At 71.6% G+C, this 14,712-nt stretch carries 17 protein-coding genes; 6 read left to right on the top strand and 11 right to left on the bottom strand.

Going from position 1 to position 14,712, the window contains the following annotated elements; all coding sequences use genetic code 11:
* The first annotated feature begins 160 nt into the window (after nt 1–160).
* Together AC57BS_RS03905 and AC57BS_RS03900 are read left to right on the top strand one after the other, a co-directional pair.
* Nucleotides 161–1,852 (top strand): long-chain-fatty-acid--CoA ligase, encoded by a 1,692-nt coding sequence (locus AC57BS_RS03905; RefSeq protein ID WP_496410157.1) that lies wholly within the window; start codon nt 161–163, stop codon nt 1,850–1,852.
* A gap of 117 nt (nt 1,853–1,969) precedes the next feature.
* Nucleotides 1,970–2,212 carry a hypothetical protein gene (locus tag AC57BS_RS03900; RefSeq protein ID WP_496410156.1) on the top strand — a complete coding sequence of 81 codons (243 nt, stop codon included), beginning with the start codon at nt 1,970–1,972 and terminating at the stop codon, nt 2,210–2,212.
* Between the two features lie 41 nt (nt 2,213–2,253).
* Here AC57BS_RS03900 and AC57BS_RS03895 read toward each other — a convergent pair whose 3' ends face one another.
* From AC57BS_RS03895 to AC57BS_RS03875, 5 genes are read right to left on the bottom strand one after another with little or no spacing between them, the layout of a single operon-like run.
* Nucleotides 2,254–2,997 (bottom strand): SDR family oxidoreductase, encoded by a 744-nt coding sequence (locus AC57BS_RS03895; protein ID WP_496410155.1) that lies wholly within the window; start codon nt 2,995–2,997, stop codon nt 2,254–2,256.
* 8 nt (nt 2,998–3,005) lie between these two features.
* Complete coding sequence (locus AC57BS_RS03890; RefSeq protein ID WP_496410154.1) at nt 3,006–3,674, bottom strand: histidine phosphatase family protein; 669 nt, start codon at nt 3,672–3,674, stop codon at nt 3,006–3,008.
* Nucleotides 3,671–4,741, bottom strand: a complete 1,071-nt coding sequence (locus AC57BS_RS03885; RefSeq protein WP_496410153.1) for a phosphotransferase family protein — start codon at nt 4,739–4,741, stop codon at nt 3,671–3,673. The genes AC57BS_RS03890 and AC57BS_RS03885 overlap by 4 nt, the downstream gene beginning before the upstream one ends.
* Nucleotides 4,738–5,499 (bottom strand): SDR family NAD(P)-dependent oxidoreductase, encoded by a 762-nt coding sequence (locus AC57BS_RS03880; RefSeq protein ID WP_496410152.1) that lies wholly within the window; start codon nt 5,497–5,499, stop codon nt 4,738–4,740. Before AC57BS_RS03880 ends, AC57BS_RS03885 begins: the two co-directional genes overlap by 4 nt.
* Nucleotides 5,496–6,749, bottom strand: a complete 1,254-nt coding sequence (locus AC57BS_RS03875; protein WP_496410151.1) for an acyl-CoA dehydrogenase family protein — start codon at nt 6,747–6,749, stop codon at nt 5,496–5,498. Before AC57BS_RS03875 ends, AC57BS_RS03880 begins: the two co-directional genes overlap by 4 nt.
* 40 nt (nt 6,750–6,789) lie before the next feature.
* On the opposite strand from AC57BS_RS03875, the gene AC57BS_RS03870 reads away from it, so the two are divergent.
* Nucleotides 6,790–7,413 (top strand): TetR/AcrR family transcriptional regulator, encoded by a 624-nt coding sequence (locus tag AC57BS_RS03870; protein ID WP_496410150.1) that lies wholly within the window; start codon nt 6,790–6,792, stop codon nt 7,411–7,413.
* 14 nt (nt 7,414–7,427) lie between these two features.
* Here AC57BS_RS03870 and AC57BS_RS03865 read toward each other — a convergent pair whose 3' ends face one another.
* Together AC57BS_RS03865 and AC57BS_RS03860 are read right to left on the bottom strand one after the other, a co-directional pair.
* Nucleotides 7,428–9,017, bottom strand: coding sequence for an MXAN_6640 family putative metalloprotease (locus tag AC57BS_RS03865; RefSeq protein ID WP_496410149.1), 1,590 nt, complete (start codon nt 9,015–9,017; stop codon nt 7,428–7,430).
* 93 nt (nt 9,018–9,110) lie between these two features.
* A complete protein-coding gene (locus tag AC57BS_RS03860) occupies nt 9,111–9,506 on the bottom strand; it encodes an FAD synthase family protein (RefSeq protein ID WP_496410148.1) in 396 nt (131 codons plus the stop codon).
* 53 nt (nt 9,507–9,559) lie between these two features.
* Between AC57BS_RS03860 and AC57BS_RS03855 the strand changes: the two genes are divergently transcribed.
* Nucleotides 9,560–10,867, top strand: coding sequence for a DUF445 domain-containing protein (locus tag AC57BS_RS03855; protein ID WP_496410147.1), 1,308 nt, complete (start codon nt 9,560–9,562; stop codon nt 10,865–10,867).
* Nucleotides 10,868–10,887: 20 nt separating this feature from the next.
* On the opposite strand, the gene AC57BS_RS03850 is transcribed toward AC57BS_RS03855, so the two are convergent.
* On the bottom strand, nt 10,888–12,090 hold the full coding sequence (locus tag AC57BS_RS03850; RefSeq protein ID WP_496410146.1) for a phospholipase D-like domain-containing protein: 1,203 nt from the start codon (nt 12,088–12,090) through the stop codon (nt 10,888–10,890).
* 19 nt (nt 12,091–12,109) lie between these two features.
* Between AC57BS_RS03850 and AC57BS_RS03845 the strand changes: the two genes are divergently transcribed.
* Entirely contained in the window at nt 12,110–12,364 is a 255-nt protein-coding gene (locus AC57BS_RS03845) for an RNA-binding S4 domain-containing protein (RefSeq protein ID WP_496410145.1), read from the top strand.
* A gap of 13 nt (nt 12,365–12,377) precedes the next feature.
* Here AC57BS_RS03845 and AC57BS_RS03840 read toward each other — a convergent pair whose 3' ends face one another.
* The 3 genes from AC57BS_RS03840 to AC57BS_RS03830 form a co-directional block, all read right to left on the bottom strand.
* Nucleotides 12,378–12,749 (bottom strand): FKBP-type peptidyl-prolyl cis-trans isomerase, encoded by a 372-nt coding sequence (locus tag AC57BS_RS03840; protein WP_496410144.1) that lies wholly within the window; start codon nt 12,747–12,749, stop codon nt 12,378–12,380.
* Between the two features lie 25 nt (nt 12,750–12,774).
* A complete protein-coding gene (locus AC57BS_RS03835) occupies nt 12,775–13,206 on the bottom strand; it encodes a CBS domain-containing protein (protein ID WP_496410143.1) in 432 nt (143 codons plus the stop codon).
* 111 nt (nt 13,207–13,317) lie between these two features.
* The gene (locus AC57BS_RS03830) at nt 13,318–14,208 is read right to left on the bottom strand and encodes an inositol monophosphatase family protein (RefSeq protein ID WP_496410142.1); all 891 of its coding nucleotides are present in this window, start codon (nt 14,206–14,208) and stop codon (nt 13,318–13,320) included.
* A gap of 41 nt (nt 14,209–14,249) precedes the next feature.
* Here AC57BS_RS03830 and AC57BS_RS03825 point away from each other — a divergent pair, with 41 nt between their 5' ends.
* Nucleotides 14,250–14,711 carry a DUF2231 domain-containing protein gene (locus AC57BS_RS03825; protein ID WP_496410141.1) on the top strand — a complete coding sequence of 154 codons (462 nt, stop codon included), beginning with the start codon at nt 14,250–14,252 and terminating at the stop codon, nt 14,709–14,711.
* Nucleotide 14,712 lies beyond the last annotated feature (1 nt).

Genomic DNA, 14,712 nt, shown 5'->3' with positions numbered 1-14,712 from the left:
CGTTGCTCGACGCTCTGTTCCTGCCACCCCAGCCTCCGCCGCGGAAGGCTCCGCGGTCAGGGGCCTTGGTCCCCCGTGGGCGGACCGAACTGCTCCTGCCCCGAGGATCCCGGGGCGATAGGTTTGACGCAGTCGCGACCCTCGTCCCGCGACACAGAACGTGAGGAACGCGGTGCCGGCTCAAGAGCCCCTGTGGGCAGACTCGTACGCGCCCGGGGTGCCCCTGCACCTCGACTACGGCGACACCACTGTGCTCGACCTGTGGGAGCACGCGGCGCAGCACCACCCTGACCGGCCCGCGCTGGACTTCCTGGGCCGCACCTCGACCTACGCCGAGGTCGACGACGAGGTGCGCCGCGTGGCGGGCGGGCTGCACGCGCTCGGCGTACGTCCCGGCGACAACGTCGCCCTGGTCATGCCCAACTGTCCGCAGAACGTGATCGCCTTCTTCGCGGTGCTCCGGCTCGGCGCCACCGTGGTGGAGCACAACCCGCTCTACACCGCGGCGGAGCTGCGTCACCCGTTCGTCGACCACGGCGCCCGGGTGGCGATCGTGTGGGACAAGGTGGTGCCCGTCATCGAGGGGCTCGAGGCAGGTTCGGTGCTCGAGCACGTGGTCGCTGTCGACATGACCACCCGGCTGCCGTGGAGCAAGCGACTCGCGCTGCGCCTGCCGATCCCGAAGGCGCGGGCGGCCCGGGACCAGCTGACCTCCCCTGCCCCGCAGGTCATGCAGTGGGCCGAGCTGGCCTCCGCCGCACCGCTGGACGACTCGCACCCCCGCCCGGGCACGGACGACGTCGCGCTGCTGCTCTACACCTCCGGCACGACCGGCGTGCCGAAGGGCGTGCCGCTGCTGCACCGCAACCTCGTCGCCAACGTGGTCCAGGGGCGCGCCTGGGTGTCGGGGCTGCAGGAGGGCAAGGAGTCCTTCCTGGTGGCACTGCCGCTGTTCCACGCGTACGGCGTGACGGTCAGCGTGCTGCTGGGCGTCGCGCTGGCCGCCAAGCTGGTGCTGCTGCCCAAGCCCGAGATCGGGCTGATCATGGACGCGATCTCGCGCGAGGTGCCGAGCTTCGTGCCCGCAGTGCCGCCCCTCTACCAGCGCATCGTCGACGAGGCGGAGCGCCGCAAGGTCTCGATCAGGGGCATCCGCTACGCCCTCTCGGGCGCGATGCCACTGCCCGCAGCGCTCGTGGAGCGCTGGGAGTCCGCCACGGGCGGGCTGCTCGTCGAGGGGTACGGCCTGACCGAGACGTCACCGGTCATCGTCGGCAACCCGATGTCGGGCGCGCGCCGCCCGGGCTCGATCGGGGTGCCCTTCCCCGACGTGGAGATCCGCATCGCGGACCCCGAGGACCTCGACCGCGACGTCCCCCTGGGCGAGCGCGGGGAGCTGCTGGTGCGCGGCCCGCAGGTCTTCTCCGGCTACCGCGGCCTGCCGGACGAGACGGCCGCCGCCTTCCACGACGGGTGGTTCCGCACGGGCGACGTGGTGACGATGGCACCCGACGGGTTCCTGACGATCGTGGACCGGATCAAGGAGATCATCATCACCGGCGGGTTCAACGTCTATCCCTCCGAGGTGGAGGGGGTGCTCCGCACCCACGCCGGAGTCGTGGACGTGGCGGTGGTCGGCCTCCCGCACGAGGACGGCGGCGAGGAGGTCGTCGCCGCGGTGGTGCTGGTCGAAGGTGTCCCGGTGCAGCCGGATGAGCTCCGGGCGCACACCCGGCAGGAGCTGACGCCCTACAAGGTGCCGCGCCGCGTCGTCTTCGTGGACGAGCTGCCGACCAACCCCATGGGCAAGGTCCTGCGACGCGAAGTGGTGACCCGGCTCCGGAAGTCCTGAGTCGCGCGGACCGTCGGCAAGAGCGGCGACCTGGCAGGGTCTCCGATCATCGGTGTGGTTTCTGGGTACTGCAGGCGTACTTTCGAAGCGGGACCCTTGCCTCAGGACGGAGGACCGATGTTGCGTCAGCACCGTGACCAGGAGGACGACCGGGACCACACCGGAACCCTCGAGGTCTTCGGCATCCAGGTCGTCGACGAGCCGCCGCCCGGCCATGGCGCCCCGGCGCGGCGATCCGGCCGCTGGCACCTCTGGCACCGCTGGGAGCTCGTGCGGGTGGACACCCGCACGACCTACGTCGGCTGCACCGTCTGCGGGAGACCGCACGCACCCACGATCTTCGAACCACCCGTCCCGTAGCCGCCCAGGGGAGCGCGCACCAGCGGTCCCGCCGGAGGCCGTCAGCTCATCTTCCGCAGCACCCCGACCGGCACGTGCTTCACCACGAAGCCCAGCGGCGCCCAGGGCCACGCCGGCACCCGGGCCGACTTCTTCTCCTTCTCGATGGCCTCGACCATCGCGCGCACGCCCTTCTCGGTCGAGGCCATGAGGGGCGTCCTCGCCGACGTCCCGGACATCTCGGAGACGATGTAGCCCGGGTAGAGCACGGTCACCTTGATCGGGGTGCCGTGCACGTCGGCGCGGAAGCCCTCGGCGAGGTGGGCGACCGCGGCCTTGGTGGCGGCGTACGTCGTGATGTTCTTCGGCATCCCGCGCAGCGCGGAGAAGCTGGAGACCATGACGAGGTGGCCGCGGTCCTGCCGGCGGAAGATCGCGGCGGCAGCCTCGGTCTGGGCGAGCGCGCCGATGAAGTTGGTCTCCGCGGTCTCCCTGTTGGCGTCGAAGCGCCCGGTGCCGAGCGGCTGGCCCTTGCCGAGGCCGGCGTTGACGACGACCCGGTCGAGCCCGCCGAGCTCCTCGGCGAACTCCTCGAAGACGCGGAAGACGGCGTCGTGGTCGTTGACGTCGAGCGCCTTCACGACGACGCGGCGGCCGGGGTGTGAGGTGGTGATCTGGACGGCGAGCTCCTCGAGACGGTCCGTACGCCGTGCGCAGAGCGCCAGGTCGTGGCCGAGCGCGGCGAACTGGCGGGCCATCTCGGCGCCGAGGCCGCTGCTCGCGCCGGTGATGAGGATGGTGGTCACGAGGACTCCTAGCGGTACGTGATCAGGTCGGGGGAGAGGTGGTCGTGGGCGTTGAAGGACACGAGCGTCGTGCCACGCGAGCCGCGGATGACGGTCGAGGTGCCGGTGTTGACCGAGACCGGGTTGAGCCGCAGCCACAGGTCCGTACGCGCGGGCGCGGCGTCGGCGAGCAGGGTGGCGCACGCCCAGGCGACGGGCCCGCCGCTGGTCAGCACGACGGCCGTTCCCCTGCTCGGCAGGGTGTCGGTCAGCCGGCCCATCGCGGCCTCGACCCGCGAGGTGAAGGCGGCGAAGGACTCGTCGTAGGCCTCGTCGTGGTCGCCCGACGTCCAGCGCAGCGTCGCCTCCTCGAACCAGCGCTGGAAGGCGGCCTTCTCCGACTCGCCCTCCGCGGTCGTCGGCTGGTCGTGCACCGCGAGCACCTGGAGGTGGTCGAACTCGTTCCAGCCGGCGTCGACGTCCACGTCCGCTGTCCAGCCGGAGCCCTCGAGCACGCCCGCGGCGGTCTGGGCGTGGCGGCGCATCTCCCCGGCGACGACGACGTCGGCTGTGACGCCGCGTGCGGCCAGGGCCGCACCGAGGACGCGGGACTGCTCGTGGCCGAGCTCGGACAGGTTGTCGTAGTCGGCGGCACCGAACGAGGCCTGCCCGTGCCGCACCAGGAGGATCCTGCTCACTCCAGGATCCCCGCGATGCGCCGGTCGAGGATCTGCACACCGGGCCCGAACAGGGCGAACATCTCGTTGGTGGTCTGACCGTGGAAGTAGCGGTAGTAGATCTGCTGGGCGATGACCGCGTTGCGGAACAGCCCGAAGACCTCGTAGAAGCGCCACCGCTCCGGCGTCATGTCGAAGCCCATCCGCCGGCAGTAGGCCTGCACGAACTCCTCGCGGGTGATCATCCCCGGCAGGTCCGTCGGCACCCGCTTGGTCAGCTGGAGCTCGTCGGAGTCGTCGGCCTGGACCCAGAAGGCCAGCGCGCCGCCGACGTCCATCAACGGGTCGCCCAGCGTCGCCATCTCCCAGTCGAGGACGCCGACCACGCGCGTCGGGTCGTCGGGGGAGAGGACCAGGTTGTCGATCTTGAAGTCGTTGTGGATCACGCAGGTCGCCACGTCGTCGGGCTGGTGCGCGTCGAGCCACGCCATCACCTCGACGAAGTCGGGGTTGTCCGGCGTGTGGGCGTTGCGGTAGCGCGTCGACCAGCCCTCGACCTGGCGCCTGACATAGCCGGGGCCGCGACCGAAGTGGCCGAGCCCGGCGGCCTCGGCGTCCACGCTGTGCAGCTCGGCGTAGACCTCCACGACGTTGAGGCACAGCTGTCGCGCCTGCTCGGGGGAGAGGGGTACGTCCGCGGGCCAGGTGCTGCGCGGGATGACCCCGTCGATGCGGCCCATCGCGTAGAAGTCGCCGCCCAGCACCGACGGGTCGTCGCAGAAGGCGACCATCGGCGCGACGTAGGGGAAGACGGGGGCGAGCGCCGACTGGATCTCGAACTCGCGGCGCATGTCGTGCGCGCCCTTCGCCTTCGTGCCGCCGGGCGCGCGGCGCAGGATCAGGTCGCGGCCCGAGGGGTAGCGCAGGAGGTAGGTGAGGTTGGACGCGCCGCCGGAGAACTGCCGGACCTCCGGGTCCTCCTCCAGGCCGGTGGGGTCCCCGGCGTTGGCGCGCAGCCACGCGGCCGCGGCCGCCACGTCGAAGGCGTCCTCCTCGCGCACCTCGCGCGCGCCCGGGACGGCGCTCACGAGTCCGCCGCCTGGAGCTTCGCCGCCTGGTCGCGCATCACCGCGTCGTACGCGGGGCGGTCGGCCCACTTGAGGAAGTACGCCTGCCGGGCCGGCTCGTCGGGCACGATCACGTCGTCGCCAGCGTCCATGCCCGCGAGCACGGCGGCCGCGATCTCCTCGGCGGTGGTCCTCGAGCGCTCGACCAGCCCGGCGACCACCCGGCCGACCGTCTCGTCGCTGCCCTGCATGGAGTCCATCAGGTTGGTCCGGAAGTAGGACGGGCACACCACGCTCGCACGGATGCCGTACGCCGCGAGCTCGTGCCCGCAGGTCTCGGTGAAGGCCACTGCCGCTGCCTTCACGGCGTTGTAGGAGGCCATGCCTGCCGGGTGCACGAGGCCGGCGAGCGAGGCGACGTTGACGAGGTGCCCGGAGCCCTGCTCCTTGAGCACCGGGACGAAGGCGCGGGTGCCGCGGACCATGCCGAAGAGGTTGATGTCGGTGATCCACTGCCACTCCTCGAGCGTGCAGACGTCCACCCGGCCGCCGCCGGCGACCCCGGCGTTGTTGACCAGCACGTCGAGCCCGCCCCAGCGCTCCCGTACGGCGTCGACCGCGGCGGCCCAGTCGTCGTCGGAGGTGATGTCGAGGACCAGGTCGATGCCGTCGGCGGCGACGCGATCGGTGGCGAGCACCTCGTCGCCGCGCGCGCGGAAGGCCGACACGAGGGCGGCGCCGAGGCCGGACGCCGCGCCGGTGACCAGGACGCGCTTCATGCGGTGTGCTTCCCGAGCTCGATCTTGGCGATCACGTTGCGGTGCACCTCGTCGGGGCCGTCGGCCAGCCGGAGGGTGCGCGCGCCGACCCAGGCGGCGGCGAGGGGGAAGTCGTCGGACATGCCCGCGCCGCCGTGGAGCTGGATGGCCATGTCGATGACGTCGAGGGCCATGGTGGGCACCTCGACCTTGATCTCGCTCACCGCGGAGTAGGCCTCGCGGCTCATGCCCTGGTCGAGCAGCCACGCGGCGTGCATCACCAGCAGGCGGGAGCGGTTGATGGCGATGCGGGCGTCGGCGATGCGCTCGCGGTTGCCGCCGAGGTTGGCGATCGGCTTGCCGAAGGCGGTGCGGGACACCGCCCGGGCGCACGCCAGCTCGAGGGCCCGCTCGGCGAGGCCGATCGCACGCATGCAGTGGTGCACGCGCCCGGGACCGAGGCGGCCCTGGGCGATCTCGAAGGCGCGACCCGGCCCGAGCAGCACGTTGGACGCGGGCACGCGCACGTTGTCGAAGGACACCTCGCCGTGGCCCAGCGGCTCGTCGTAGTAGCCCATCGTGGTGAGCATCCGCTCGACCTTCACCCCCTCGGCGTCGCGGGGGACCAGCACCATCGTGTGGCGCGAGTGCCGGTCGGCATCGGGGTCGGACAGGCCCATGAAGACGAAGATCTTGCACTCGGGGTTGCCCACGCCGGTGGACCACCACTTGCGGCCGTTGAGGACGACCTCGTCGCCGTCGACCTGCGCGGTGGCCGCCATGTTGGTCGCGTCGGAGGACGCGACCTCGGGCTCGGTCATGCAGAAGGCGCTGCGGATCTCCGCGCGCAGCAGCGGCTCGAGCCACTGCTCCTTCTGCTCGTCGGTGCCGTACTTGAGCAGCACCTCCATGTTGCCGGTGTCGGGCGCGTTGGAGTTGAAGACCAGGGGAGCGAGGAACGAGCGTCCCATCGCCTCGGCCACGGGGGCGTAGTCGACGTTGGAGAGACCCTCGCCGCCGTCGGTGCCGAAGTCGGCGGCGTACGTGCCGGCGTGGGCAGCGGGGAGGAAGAGGTTCCACAGGCCCTGCGCGCGCGCCTTCGCCTGGAGCTCGGGGATCACCGGGTCGGGCGTCCAGCTGTCGCCGCCGGACTCCCGGGCGCGGGTGATGCGGGCGTGCACCTCGGCTTCGATGGGCTCGATCTCGTCGGCGACGAAGGCGCGCACCCGGTCGCGGAGGTCGGCGGCGCGCGGGGAGAGGGAGAAGTCCATGACGTTGACCTTCGCACACTGTTGAGCAATGCTCAATAGTGTGGCCGATCACCCCGCACCCTCTCCGCAGCCCCGCGCGGCACCGCCCGTACGCCGCCGGCTCAGCGCGGAGGACCGGCGCCGGCAGCTCGTCGGCATCGGGCTCGCCAAGATCGTCGAGACCCCGATCCAGGACCTCTCGATGGACGACGTCGCGGCCGAGGCCGGGATCTCGCGGGGGCTGCTCTTCCACTACTTCCCGACCAAGACCGACTTCTACCTCGCGTGCATCGCGGCGGCGGGCCGGCGCATCCTCCGCAACACCGCGCCCGACCCGGAGGTGCCGGGGGAGCAGCAGGTCGAGATGACGACCCGGCTGATGGTGGAGCAGATCGAGCGACGCCGCGGCTTCTACCTCGCGCTCGTGCACGGCCACGGGGTCGCCGACCCGCGGGTCAGCGAGGTGATGGACTCGGTGCGCGAGGGCAGCACCGAGCGCGTCGTGGCCGCCCTCGACGTGCCGGAGTCGCAGCGGCCCGTCGTACGCGCGTGGTGGGCCTACACCGAGGACCGGGCGCTCACCTGGTCGGCAGTGCCGACCGGTGAGCGCCCGGTCCCGGTGTCGGTGCTGGTCGCGGAGTGCGTCGCCGCGCTCCACGCCCTGCTGCGGATCAGCGCCAAGTGATCAGCCCCAGGTGATCAGCGCCGCGTGACCCGGGCCTTCACGGAGAAGCGCGCCCGGTCGTCGAGCGACTTGCCGCCGCAGGCGAGCACGGTGTCGCGGTTGCAGCGGTAGCGCGTCGAGCCGTTGACCAGGGTCACGGACACGGCTCCGACCCGTCGGCTGTCGAAGGACACCGTCTTGTGCCCGTCACCGGCGCGGTTGAGCCGGACCATCTTGACCTGCTTCTTGCCGCTGAGCAGGTGGACGACCACCACGGCGGCCGGCGACGTGCGCTTGACCGGACCGCGGACCTTGAGCGCCAGCTTCCACTTCTTGCCGGACAGGCGGGAGTCGGGTCCGTAGACGTAGGAGGCCGAGGACAGGTGGTTGATCCTGGTGCCGAAGCGCTTGGTCCGCTTGCGCTTGCTGAGGACCTTGGCGCCACGCACCTTGGGGCCGGGGTACTCGGCGCCCTCGGGGAAGTTGACGGCCGGGGTCAGGTTGCCGGCGGTGAAGCGGGCGTAGTTCTTGTGGAAGCCGCCCTTCTTGCGCAGCACCTTCTGCAGGGCCGTGAGACTGTACTTGTCGCCGTCGCGCCTGAGCGTGCCGGCCTGCTTCCAGGCCTTGAGCACGAGACCGTTGCCGTAGCGCGAGGTGAGGTACTCCCAGAAGACCCAGTTGCCGTACTGGAAGCCGTTGGTGCGGCTGAACGCGTCGAGCGGGACCTGGGGGGCGTAGATCTGGCTGACCGGGAGGTACTGGCGGTTGTCGTTGACGTGGGTCGCGATCCGCTCCTCCATCCACGTCGCCGTCGACTCCATCATCCACGGGTCCTCGGCGTAGTCGTAGGCGTACTGGACGGCGTGGAAGAACTCGTGGCCGGCGGTCACCGCCAGGTTGTCCGCGGGCGTGTTGTTGGGGAACTGGCTGGTCGCGAAGTCGTTGTCGAGGACGCAGTAGCCCGAGGCGGTGCGCTTCTTGGCCCGGCGCTCGCCGGCGCAGAAGCCGTAGAGGGAGCCGCCGAGGTCCTTGAGGTAGACGTCGAACTGCGGGCTGCCGCCCCGCGAGCGGTCACGCACGGGAGCGCGGTAGTCCATGCCGTCCACGATCGTGGTCCACACCGAGTCCATGACCGCGAGGTTCTGTGCCGGCCAGTCGGGCGACGGCGGCGCGTCGGTGCCGGTCGGGACGTAGTGGATGCACAGGCGGGTGTTGCACAGCGGCGGGGCCTCGGCGACGGAGTAGCCGAATCCCTGCGGGTCGGTGATCCCGTCGGTCGGGCGGGCCAGCATCGCGTCGGCCTGGCGGCGCTCGGAGCCGCGCAGCTGCGACTTCTGCATCCAGAGGTCACGCAGCACGAGGGTCGCGGACGGGTCGCCCCGGCGGGCGTTGCCGGCAAGCACCCGACGGGCCGTGGTCAGCGTCTCCGACGCCGTCGGCTCGAGCTGCTCCTCGAGGACCGGCAGCGGCGCCTCGGGGGTGAGCTCGAGCAGGTCGCCGGGGTCGACGACCCCGGCCGAGCCCGGCAGGCCGGGACGGTCGTCGTCGGCAGCGACGGCCGGCGCGGCGAGCGCCGCCCCGCCCACCAGTGCGATGGTCATGGCGGTGGTGACGAATCTGCGCATGGTTCCCCTCGTGTCTGTCATGTCCGTGCCGACCCTAACCCGGCGGCGTGACAACCCCGCGGTCCCAGCGCCGTGACCGGACGGACACGGCGGTCACAGGTCGGCGATGTGCTCGATGATCGCGGTGGTGGAGATCGCGGGCGTGCGCTCGAGGTAGACGACCTCGCAGACGTCGGAGAACTCGTCGAACTTGCCGGCCCAGTCGTCGCCCATCACGAGGACGTCGGCGCCGTGCTCGACGATGTAGTCGCGCTTCTGCTCCAGGCTCTCCTCGACGAACACCGCGTCGACGACCTTGAGGGCGCCGACGATGGCGAGCCGCTCGCGCTCGCTGAAGATCGGCGCCCGGCCCTTCTTGCGCTCGTTGAGGGCATCGGCCGAGACGCCGACCACCAGCCGGTCACCGAGCTCGGCGGCGCGCTCGAGGACGCGCAGGTGTCCGACATGGAACACGTCGAACGTGCCGAAGGTGATCACGGTGCGAGGCATGCGCGGCATTCTGGCACGCGGACTCCGAGGGGCCGTGGGGGAGGATGGCCGACATGTCCACCACGTCCACCACGGCCACCGCCTCCCACCCGGGGAAGAAGCCCACCGTCTCGCTCATCACGCCGGACCCCGCCGCGGACGACGCGCGTCGGCGCGGCCTGCGGCAGATGCGTACGGTCGCCGTCGGCCTGCTGCTGCTCGCCGCCTGCGTGTACGTCGCCACGCTGGGCCGCGACGGCTTCTGGGGGTTCGTCAACGCCGGCGCCGAGGCCTCGATGGTCGGCGCGATCGCCGACTGGTTCGCGGTGACCGCGCTCTTCAAGCACCCGCTCGGGCTGCCGATCCCGCACACCGCGCTCGTGCCGAAGCGCAAGGACGAGCTCGGCAAGGGCCTCGAGGAGTTCGTCGGGGAGAACTTCCTCCAGGAGGACATCATCCGCGACCGGGTGGCGGCCGCGACGATCTCGGCCCGGGTCGGGGAGTGGCTGTCCGACCCCGCCCACGCCCGCCGCGTGGTCGACGAGGTCGCCGAGGTGGCGGTGATCGCTCTGGGCAAGGTGCGCGACGACCACGTCGCCGACCTGGTGACGCAGGCGCTCGTGCCGCGATTCCGTGAGGAGCCGATCTCGCCCCTGCTCGGCACGACGCTGATGGAGGTGCTGCGCGACGACCTGCACCACGGGCTGGTCGACCTCGCCGTCGACGAGCTGCACAGCTGGCTCGTGGACAACCCGGAGACCTTCTCCCGGGTGCTGGAGGAGCGGGCGCCCTGGTGGGCGCCGCCCAAGCTCAACGACGCCGTCACCTCCCGCCTGCACGTCCAGGCGCTCGCGTGGCTCGAGGACATCCGCGACGACCCGCACCACCGGGCCCGTGAGGCGCTCGACTCGATGCTGGGCCAGCTCGCCCACGACCTGCTCAACGACCCCGAGACGCAGCGGCGCACCGAGGGCCTCAAGGAGCGCCTGCTCGACCACCCGCAGGTGGTGACGACCGCGATCTCGCTCTGGAAGTCCATGCGTACGGCCCTGCTCGGCTCGATCCGCGACCCCCAGGGCGCGGTGCGCCGGCGGCTGCTCGACGAGCTGGGCATGTTCGCCGGCCGGCTCCGCGACGACGCCGCGCTGCGAGAGCGTCTCGACCGGGTGGCCGCCGACCTCACCGTCTTCGCCGTCGAGCGCTACGGCGCCGAGCTCACGACGGTCATCACCCACACCATCGACCGCTGGGACGGCAAGGAGGCGGCCCGCCGGATCGAGCTGCACGTGGGCCGCGACCTCCAGTTCATCCGGATCAACGGCACGATCGTCGGCGGGCTGGTGGGCGTGATCATCCACGCGGTCAGCTTGGCGGTGCACTGACCCCGGAGACAGGCCTGCACCTACCTCCGGCAGGGCTTCATCACCGGCATGACCCGCGACCGGCTCTGCCACGCGCGGGCGTACGCGTCGTCGAAGTGCGCGAGGTACTGGTCGTGCAGCCAGCGGTTGCCGACGATGCGCAGCATCACCTCGTCGTTGTAGAGCAGGCCGCCGCACGTGGTGTTGGACGTGCCGGTCACGACCAGCCGGGTCGCGCGCCCGCGGAACCGCGCCTCCGCCACGAGCATCTTGTCGTGGGTCAGCACCGTGCGGACCATCCGGTCCGGGATGTCACCGGCCGGCAGCGGCCGCTGGAGCCAGTTCTCCACGGTGTCGCGCGACGTCACGATCCGCACCCGGCAGCCCGAGCGGGACAGTCGGGCGAGCTGGTCGCGCACGTCGGCGCGCTGGATCACCGCGAACATCGCCGAGACGTCGCGGGCGCCGCGACGGCAGCTCAGGTCGCGCAGCGTCGACAGGAGCAGGTCGCTGCGGTTGGGGTAGACGGCCGCGGTGGTGCCGCCGCTGCTCCACGTCTTGCGCCGGTCGTCCCAGCGCTGCCCGTCGACCCTGACGCTCTGCGACTCGAGGCGGCTGAAGTAGTCGACCCCGAACTGGTAGAGGCCGGGGTCGTCGACCTTGAGCAGCGAGTTGTACTGCCGGTACTGGCGGTCCTCGAGGTTGGCCGAGGAGGTGATGAACGACTGCACGCCGCCGATGTCGGTGACGTAGAACTTGAGGTGCTGCACGTCCTGGCTGTCCGGGTAGGGCCCCGGCGCGCGCCACGGCAGGCAGGCGCCCTTGCAGATCGTGACGTTGGTGCGCGCCGGGTCCTGCTCCTCCAGCGTCCTGATCAGTCGGCGGCCCTGTCGGTTGAGCCGCAGGTCGTCGTCGCCCACCAGCAGCACGGTCGCGCCGCGGCGCTGGGCGGCGAGGATGGCGTCGGTCGGGGGCTTGATGTCCCAGCGGAACATCGCGATCCGGATCGTGTCGCCGGCGCCCGCGGAGTCGAAGAGCCGGCTGGGACGGTCGAGCACGGTCGGGTCGCCCGGGCGGGCCAGGGGCGAGGTGAAGCACACCTCGGTCCCCGCCTCCGCCCAGCAGCCGGACTTCGCGGCGGGCTTGGGCAGGTCGCGCTCGGCGCCTGCCGGGGAGCCGAGGGCGAGCAGCGGCACCAGCAGGCAGAGCGTCGCGAGGGATAGGGACCAGCGTGAGAGGCGCACGGACGCCTACCCTAGAGAAGTGCCGCAGACCAGTGAACCCATCGACGTCCCGATCCGCGACGAGTCGATCCGGCTGGGTCAGTTCCTCAAGCTCGCCAACCTCGTCGAGTCCGGCGCCGAGGCCAAGCCGGTGATCGCCGACGGCGCCGTACGGGTCAACGACGATGTCGAGACGCGAAGGGGCCGCCAGCTCGTCCCCGGTGACGTGGTCACGCTGGGAGGGCTGGCGGCCCGGGTCGCCACCGGGGAGGTCGAGATCGACGTCCCGTGGTGAGGCGGGACGAGGGTCAGCGGACCTCGAGCAGGTCCACCACGAAGATGAGCGTCTCGCCGGGCTTGATCGCGCCGCCGGCCCCGCGGTCGCCGTAGCCGAGGTGCGGCGGGATGACGAGGCGACGACGTCCGCCGACCTTCATGCCCTGCACGCCGGTGTCCCAGCCGGAGATGACCTGGCCGATGCCGAGGCGGAACTGCAGCGGGGTGCCGCGGTTGTAGGACGCGTCGAACTCCTCGCCCGTGGAGTGGGCGACGCCGACGTAGTGGACCGAGACCGTCGAGCCGGACGTGGCCTCGGTGCCCTCGCCCTCGACGAGGTCGGTGACCTCCAGGTCGGCGGGCGCCTCGCCCAGGTGGGGGTCGACGTCGGGCTTCTCGCTCACGTGCTGCTCCTTCTGTGGGTTGCTGTCAGGTCTGGTGGACGTAGTGGTCGAGCTGGTCGCGCTCGAACTCGAGCTCGCCGATCCGGCTCTTGACCACGTCACCGATGGAGATGATGCCGGTCAGCCGTCCGTCGGCCACCACCGGGACGTGCCGGATGCGGTGCTCGGTCATCGTCTGCATGAGGTCGGTCAGCGCGTCCTCGCGCGCGCAGGTGCGCACGTCGGCGGTCATGATCGAGCGGACCGGGCTGTCGAGGACGCCGGCGTCGGCGTGCAGCCGGCGTACGACGTCGCGCTCGCTCACGATCCCGGTGACCTGCTCGCCGTCCTCGCTCACCACCAGCGCGCCGACGTTGTGCTCGGCGAGCAGCGCCACGAGCTCGCGCACCGTGGCGTCGGGGCCGATGGTCACGACCTCGTGGTTCGCCTTGGCCTGGATGACGTCCTTGATCCTCATGGTCTCCGCCTCTCGTCCGGCACGGAACTACTGATGAGTCACCGTAGCCAAGCCGCGGCGCGAGGGACAGGGCCTGAGGGCACGTCGCGGGACGTGATCGGTCCCGTCCGTTCAGTCGAGGACGGGTGGCGCCTGGCGCTCGCGCAGGTTGCTCACCGAGCCGGGGCCGCGTCGCGGCACGTCCGGGTCGGTCTCGTCGTCGTCGAGCGCGCCGAGGAAGGACAGCGCGGCGTCGTGGAGGTGGCCGTTGGAAGCAAGTGCGTTGCCACCCCACGGCCCGTCGGTGCCGTCGAGGGAGGTGAACCTCCCTCCCGCTTCGCGCACGATGACGTCGAGGGCCGCCATGTCGTAGAGCTCGAGCTCGGGCTCGGCCGCGAGGTCGACGGCGCCCTCGGCGAGCAGCATGTAGGACCAGAAGTCGCCGTAGGCGCGGGTGCGCCAGCAGCGTCGCGACAGCGAGACGAAGTCGTCGAGGCGGCCGCGCTCGTCCCAGCCCGACAGCGAGGAGTAGCTCAGCGACGCGTCCTCGAGCCGGCGTACGTCGGAGACCTCGCACTTCGTCGCCTTGAGCAGGGATCGGCCCGTCCAGGCGCCGTTGCCGACCGAGGCCCACCAGCGACGCTGCAGCTGCGGGGCCGACACGACGCCGAGGACGACCTCGTCGTCGACGGCGAGGGCGATGAGCGTGGCCCACACCGGCACGCCGCGCACGTAGTTCTTGGTGCCGTCGATCGGGTCCACGATCCAGCGCCGCTGGCTGTGCCCGGTCGTGCCCTGCTCCTCGCCGACCACGGCGTCGCGCGACCGGACCCGCGAGAGGGTGCGGCGGATGCCCTCCTCGACGGCCTTGTCGGCGTCGGTGACCGGCGTCAGGTCGGGCTTGCTCATGACGTGCAGGTCGAGGGACTTGAAGCGGGCCTGGGTGAGGGAGTCCGCGTCGTCGGCGAGGACGTGCGCCAGCCGCAGGTCGTCGGTGTGGTCGTTGGAGCCGGTGATGGGCATGCTCACAGGCTATTCCCAGCACCGCGTCCTACCCTGCACGCATGGAACTCAACGGTGTGCCGCTCCACCCGCTCATCGTGCACGCGGTCGTGGTGATGGGGCCGCTGGCCGCACTGACCGGTCTCGCGTACGCCGCCGTGCCGAGGTGGCGCTGGCTCCTGCGGTGGCCGCTCGTGGTGCTCGCGGTCGTCACGGCCGTGACCGCGCTCGGAGCCGTCGCGGCGGGCGAGGACCTGCTGGCGTCGCGGCCCGAGCTCGCGCCGATCGTCGAGGACCACCAGGAGGCGGGTGAGCTGCTGCGCACCGTGGCGCTCGGCTACGTCGTGCTCTCCGGCTTCGCGGCCTGGGCGCTGGGCGGTGCCTCCGCGCTGGCGTCCGGGCGCGGCGCGCGGGAGACCCGGTTCGGCATCCCGGTGGTGGTGCTGCTCGCGGTGGGCGCCGTGGCCCTGCTGGTCACGGTCTACCTCGCCGGCGACTCCGGCGCCCGCGCCGTCTGGGGCTGAC

This window comes from Nocardioides sp. BGA-UO-ETr-FS32 (genome assembly GCF_059567905.1).
Note: the sequence above shows the minus strand (reverse complement) of the source record. Positions and strands in the feature narration are given on the sequence as shown.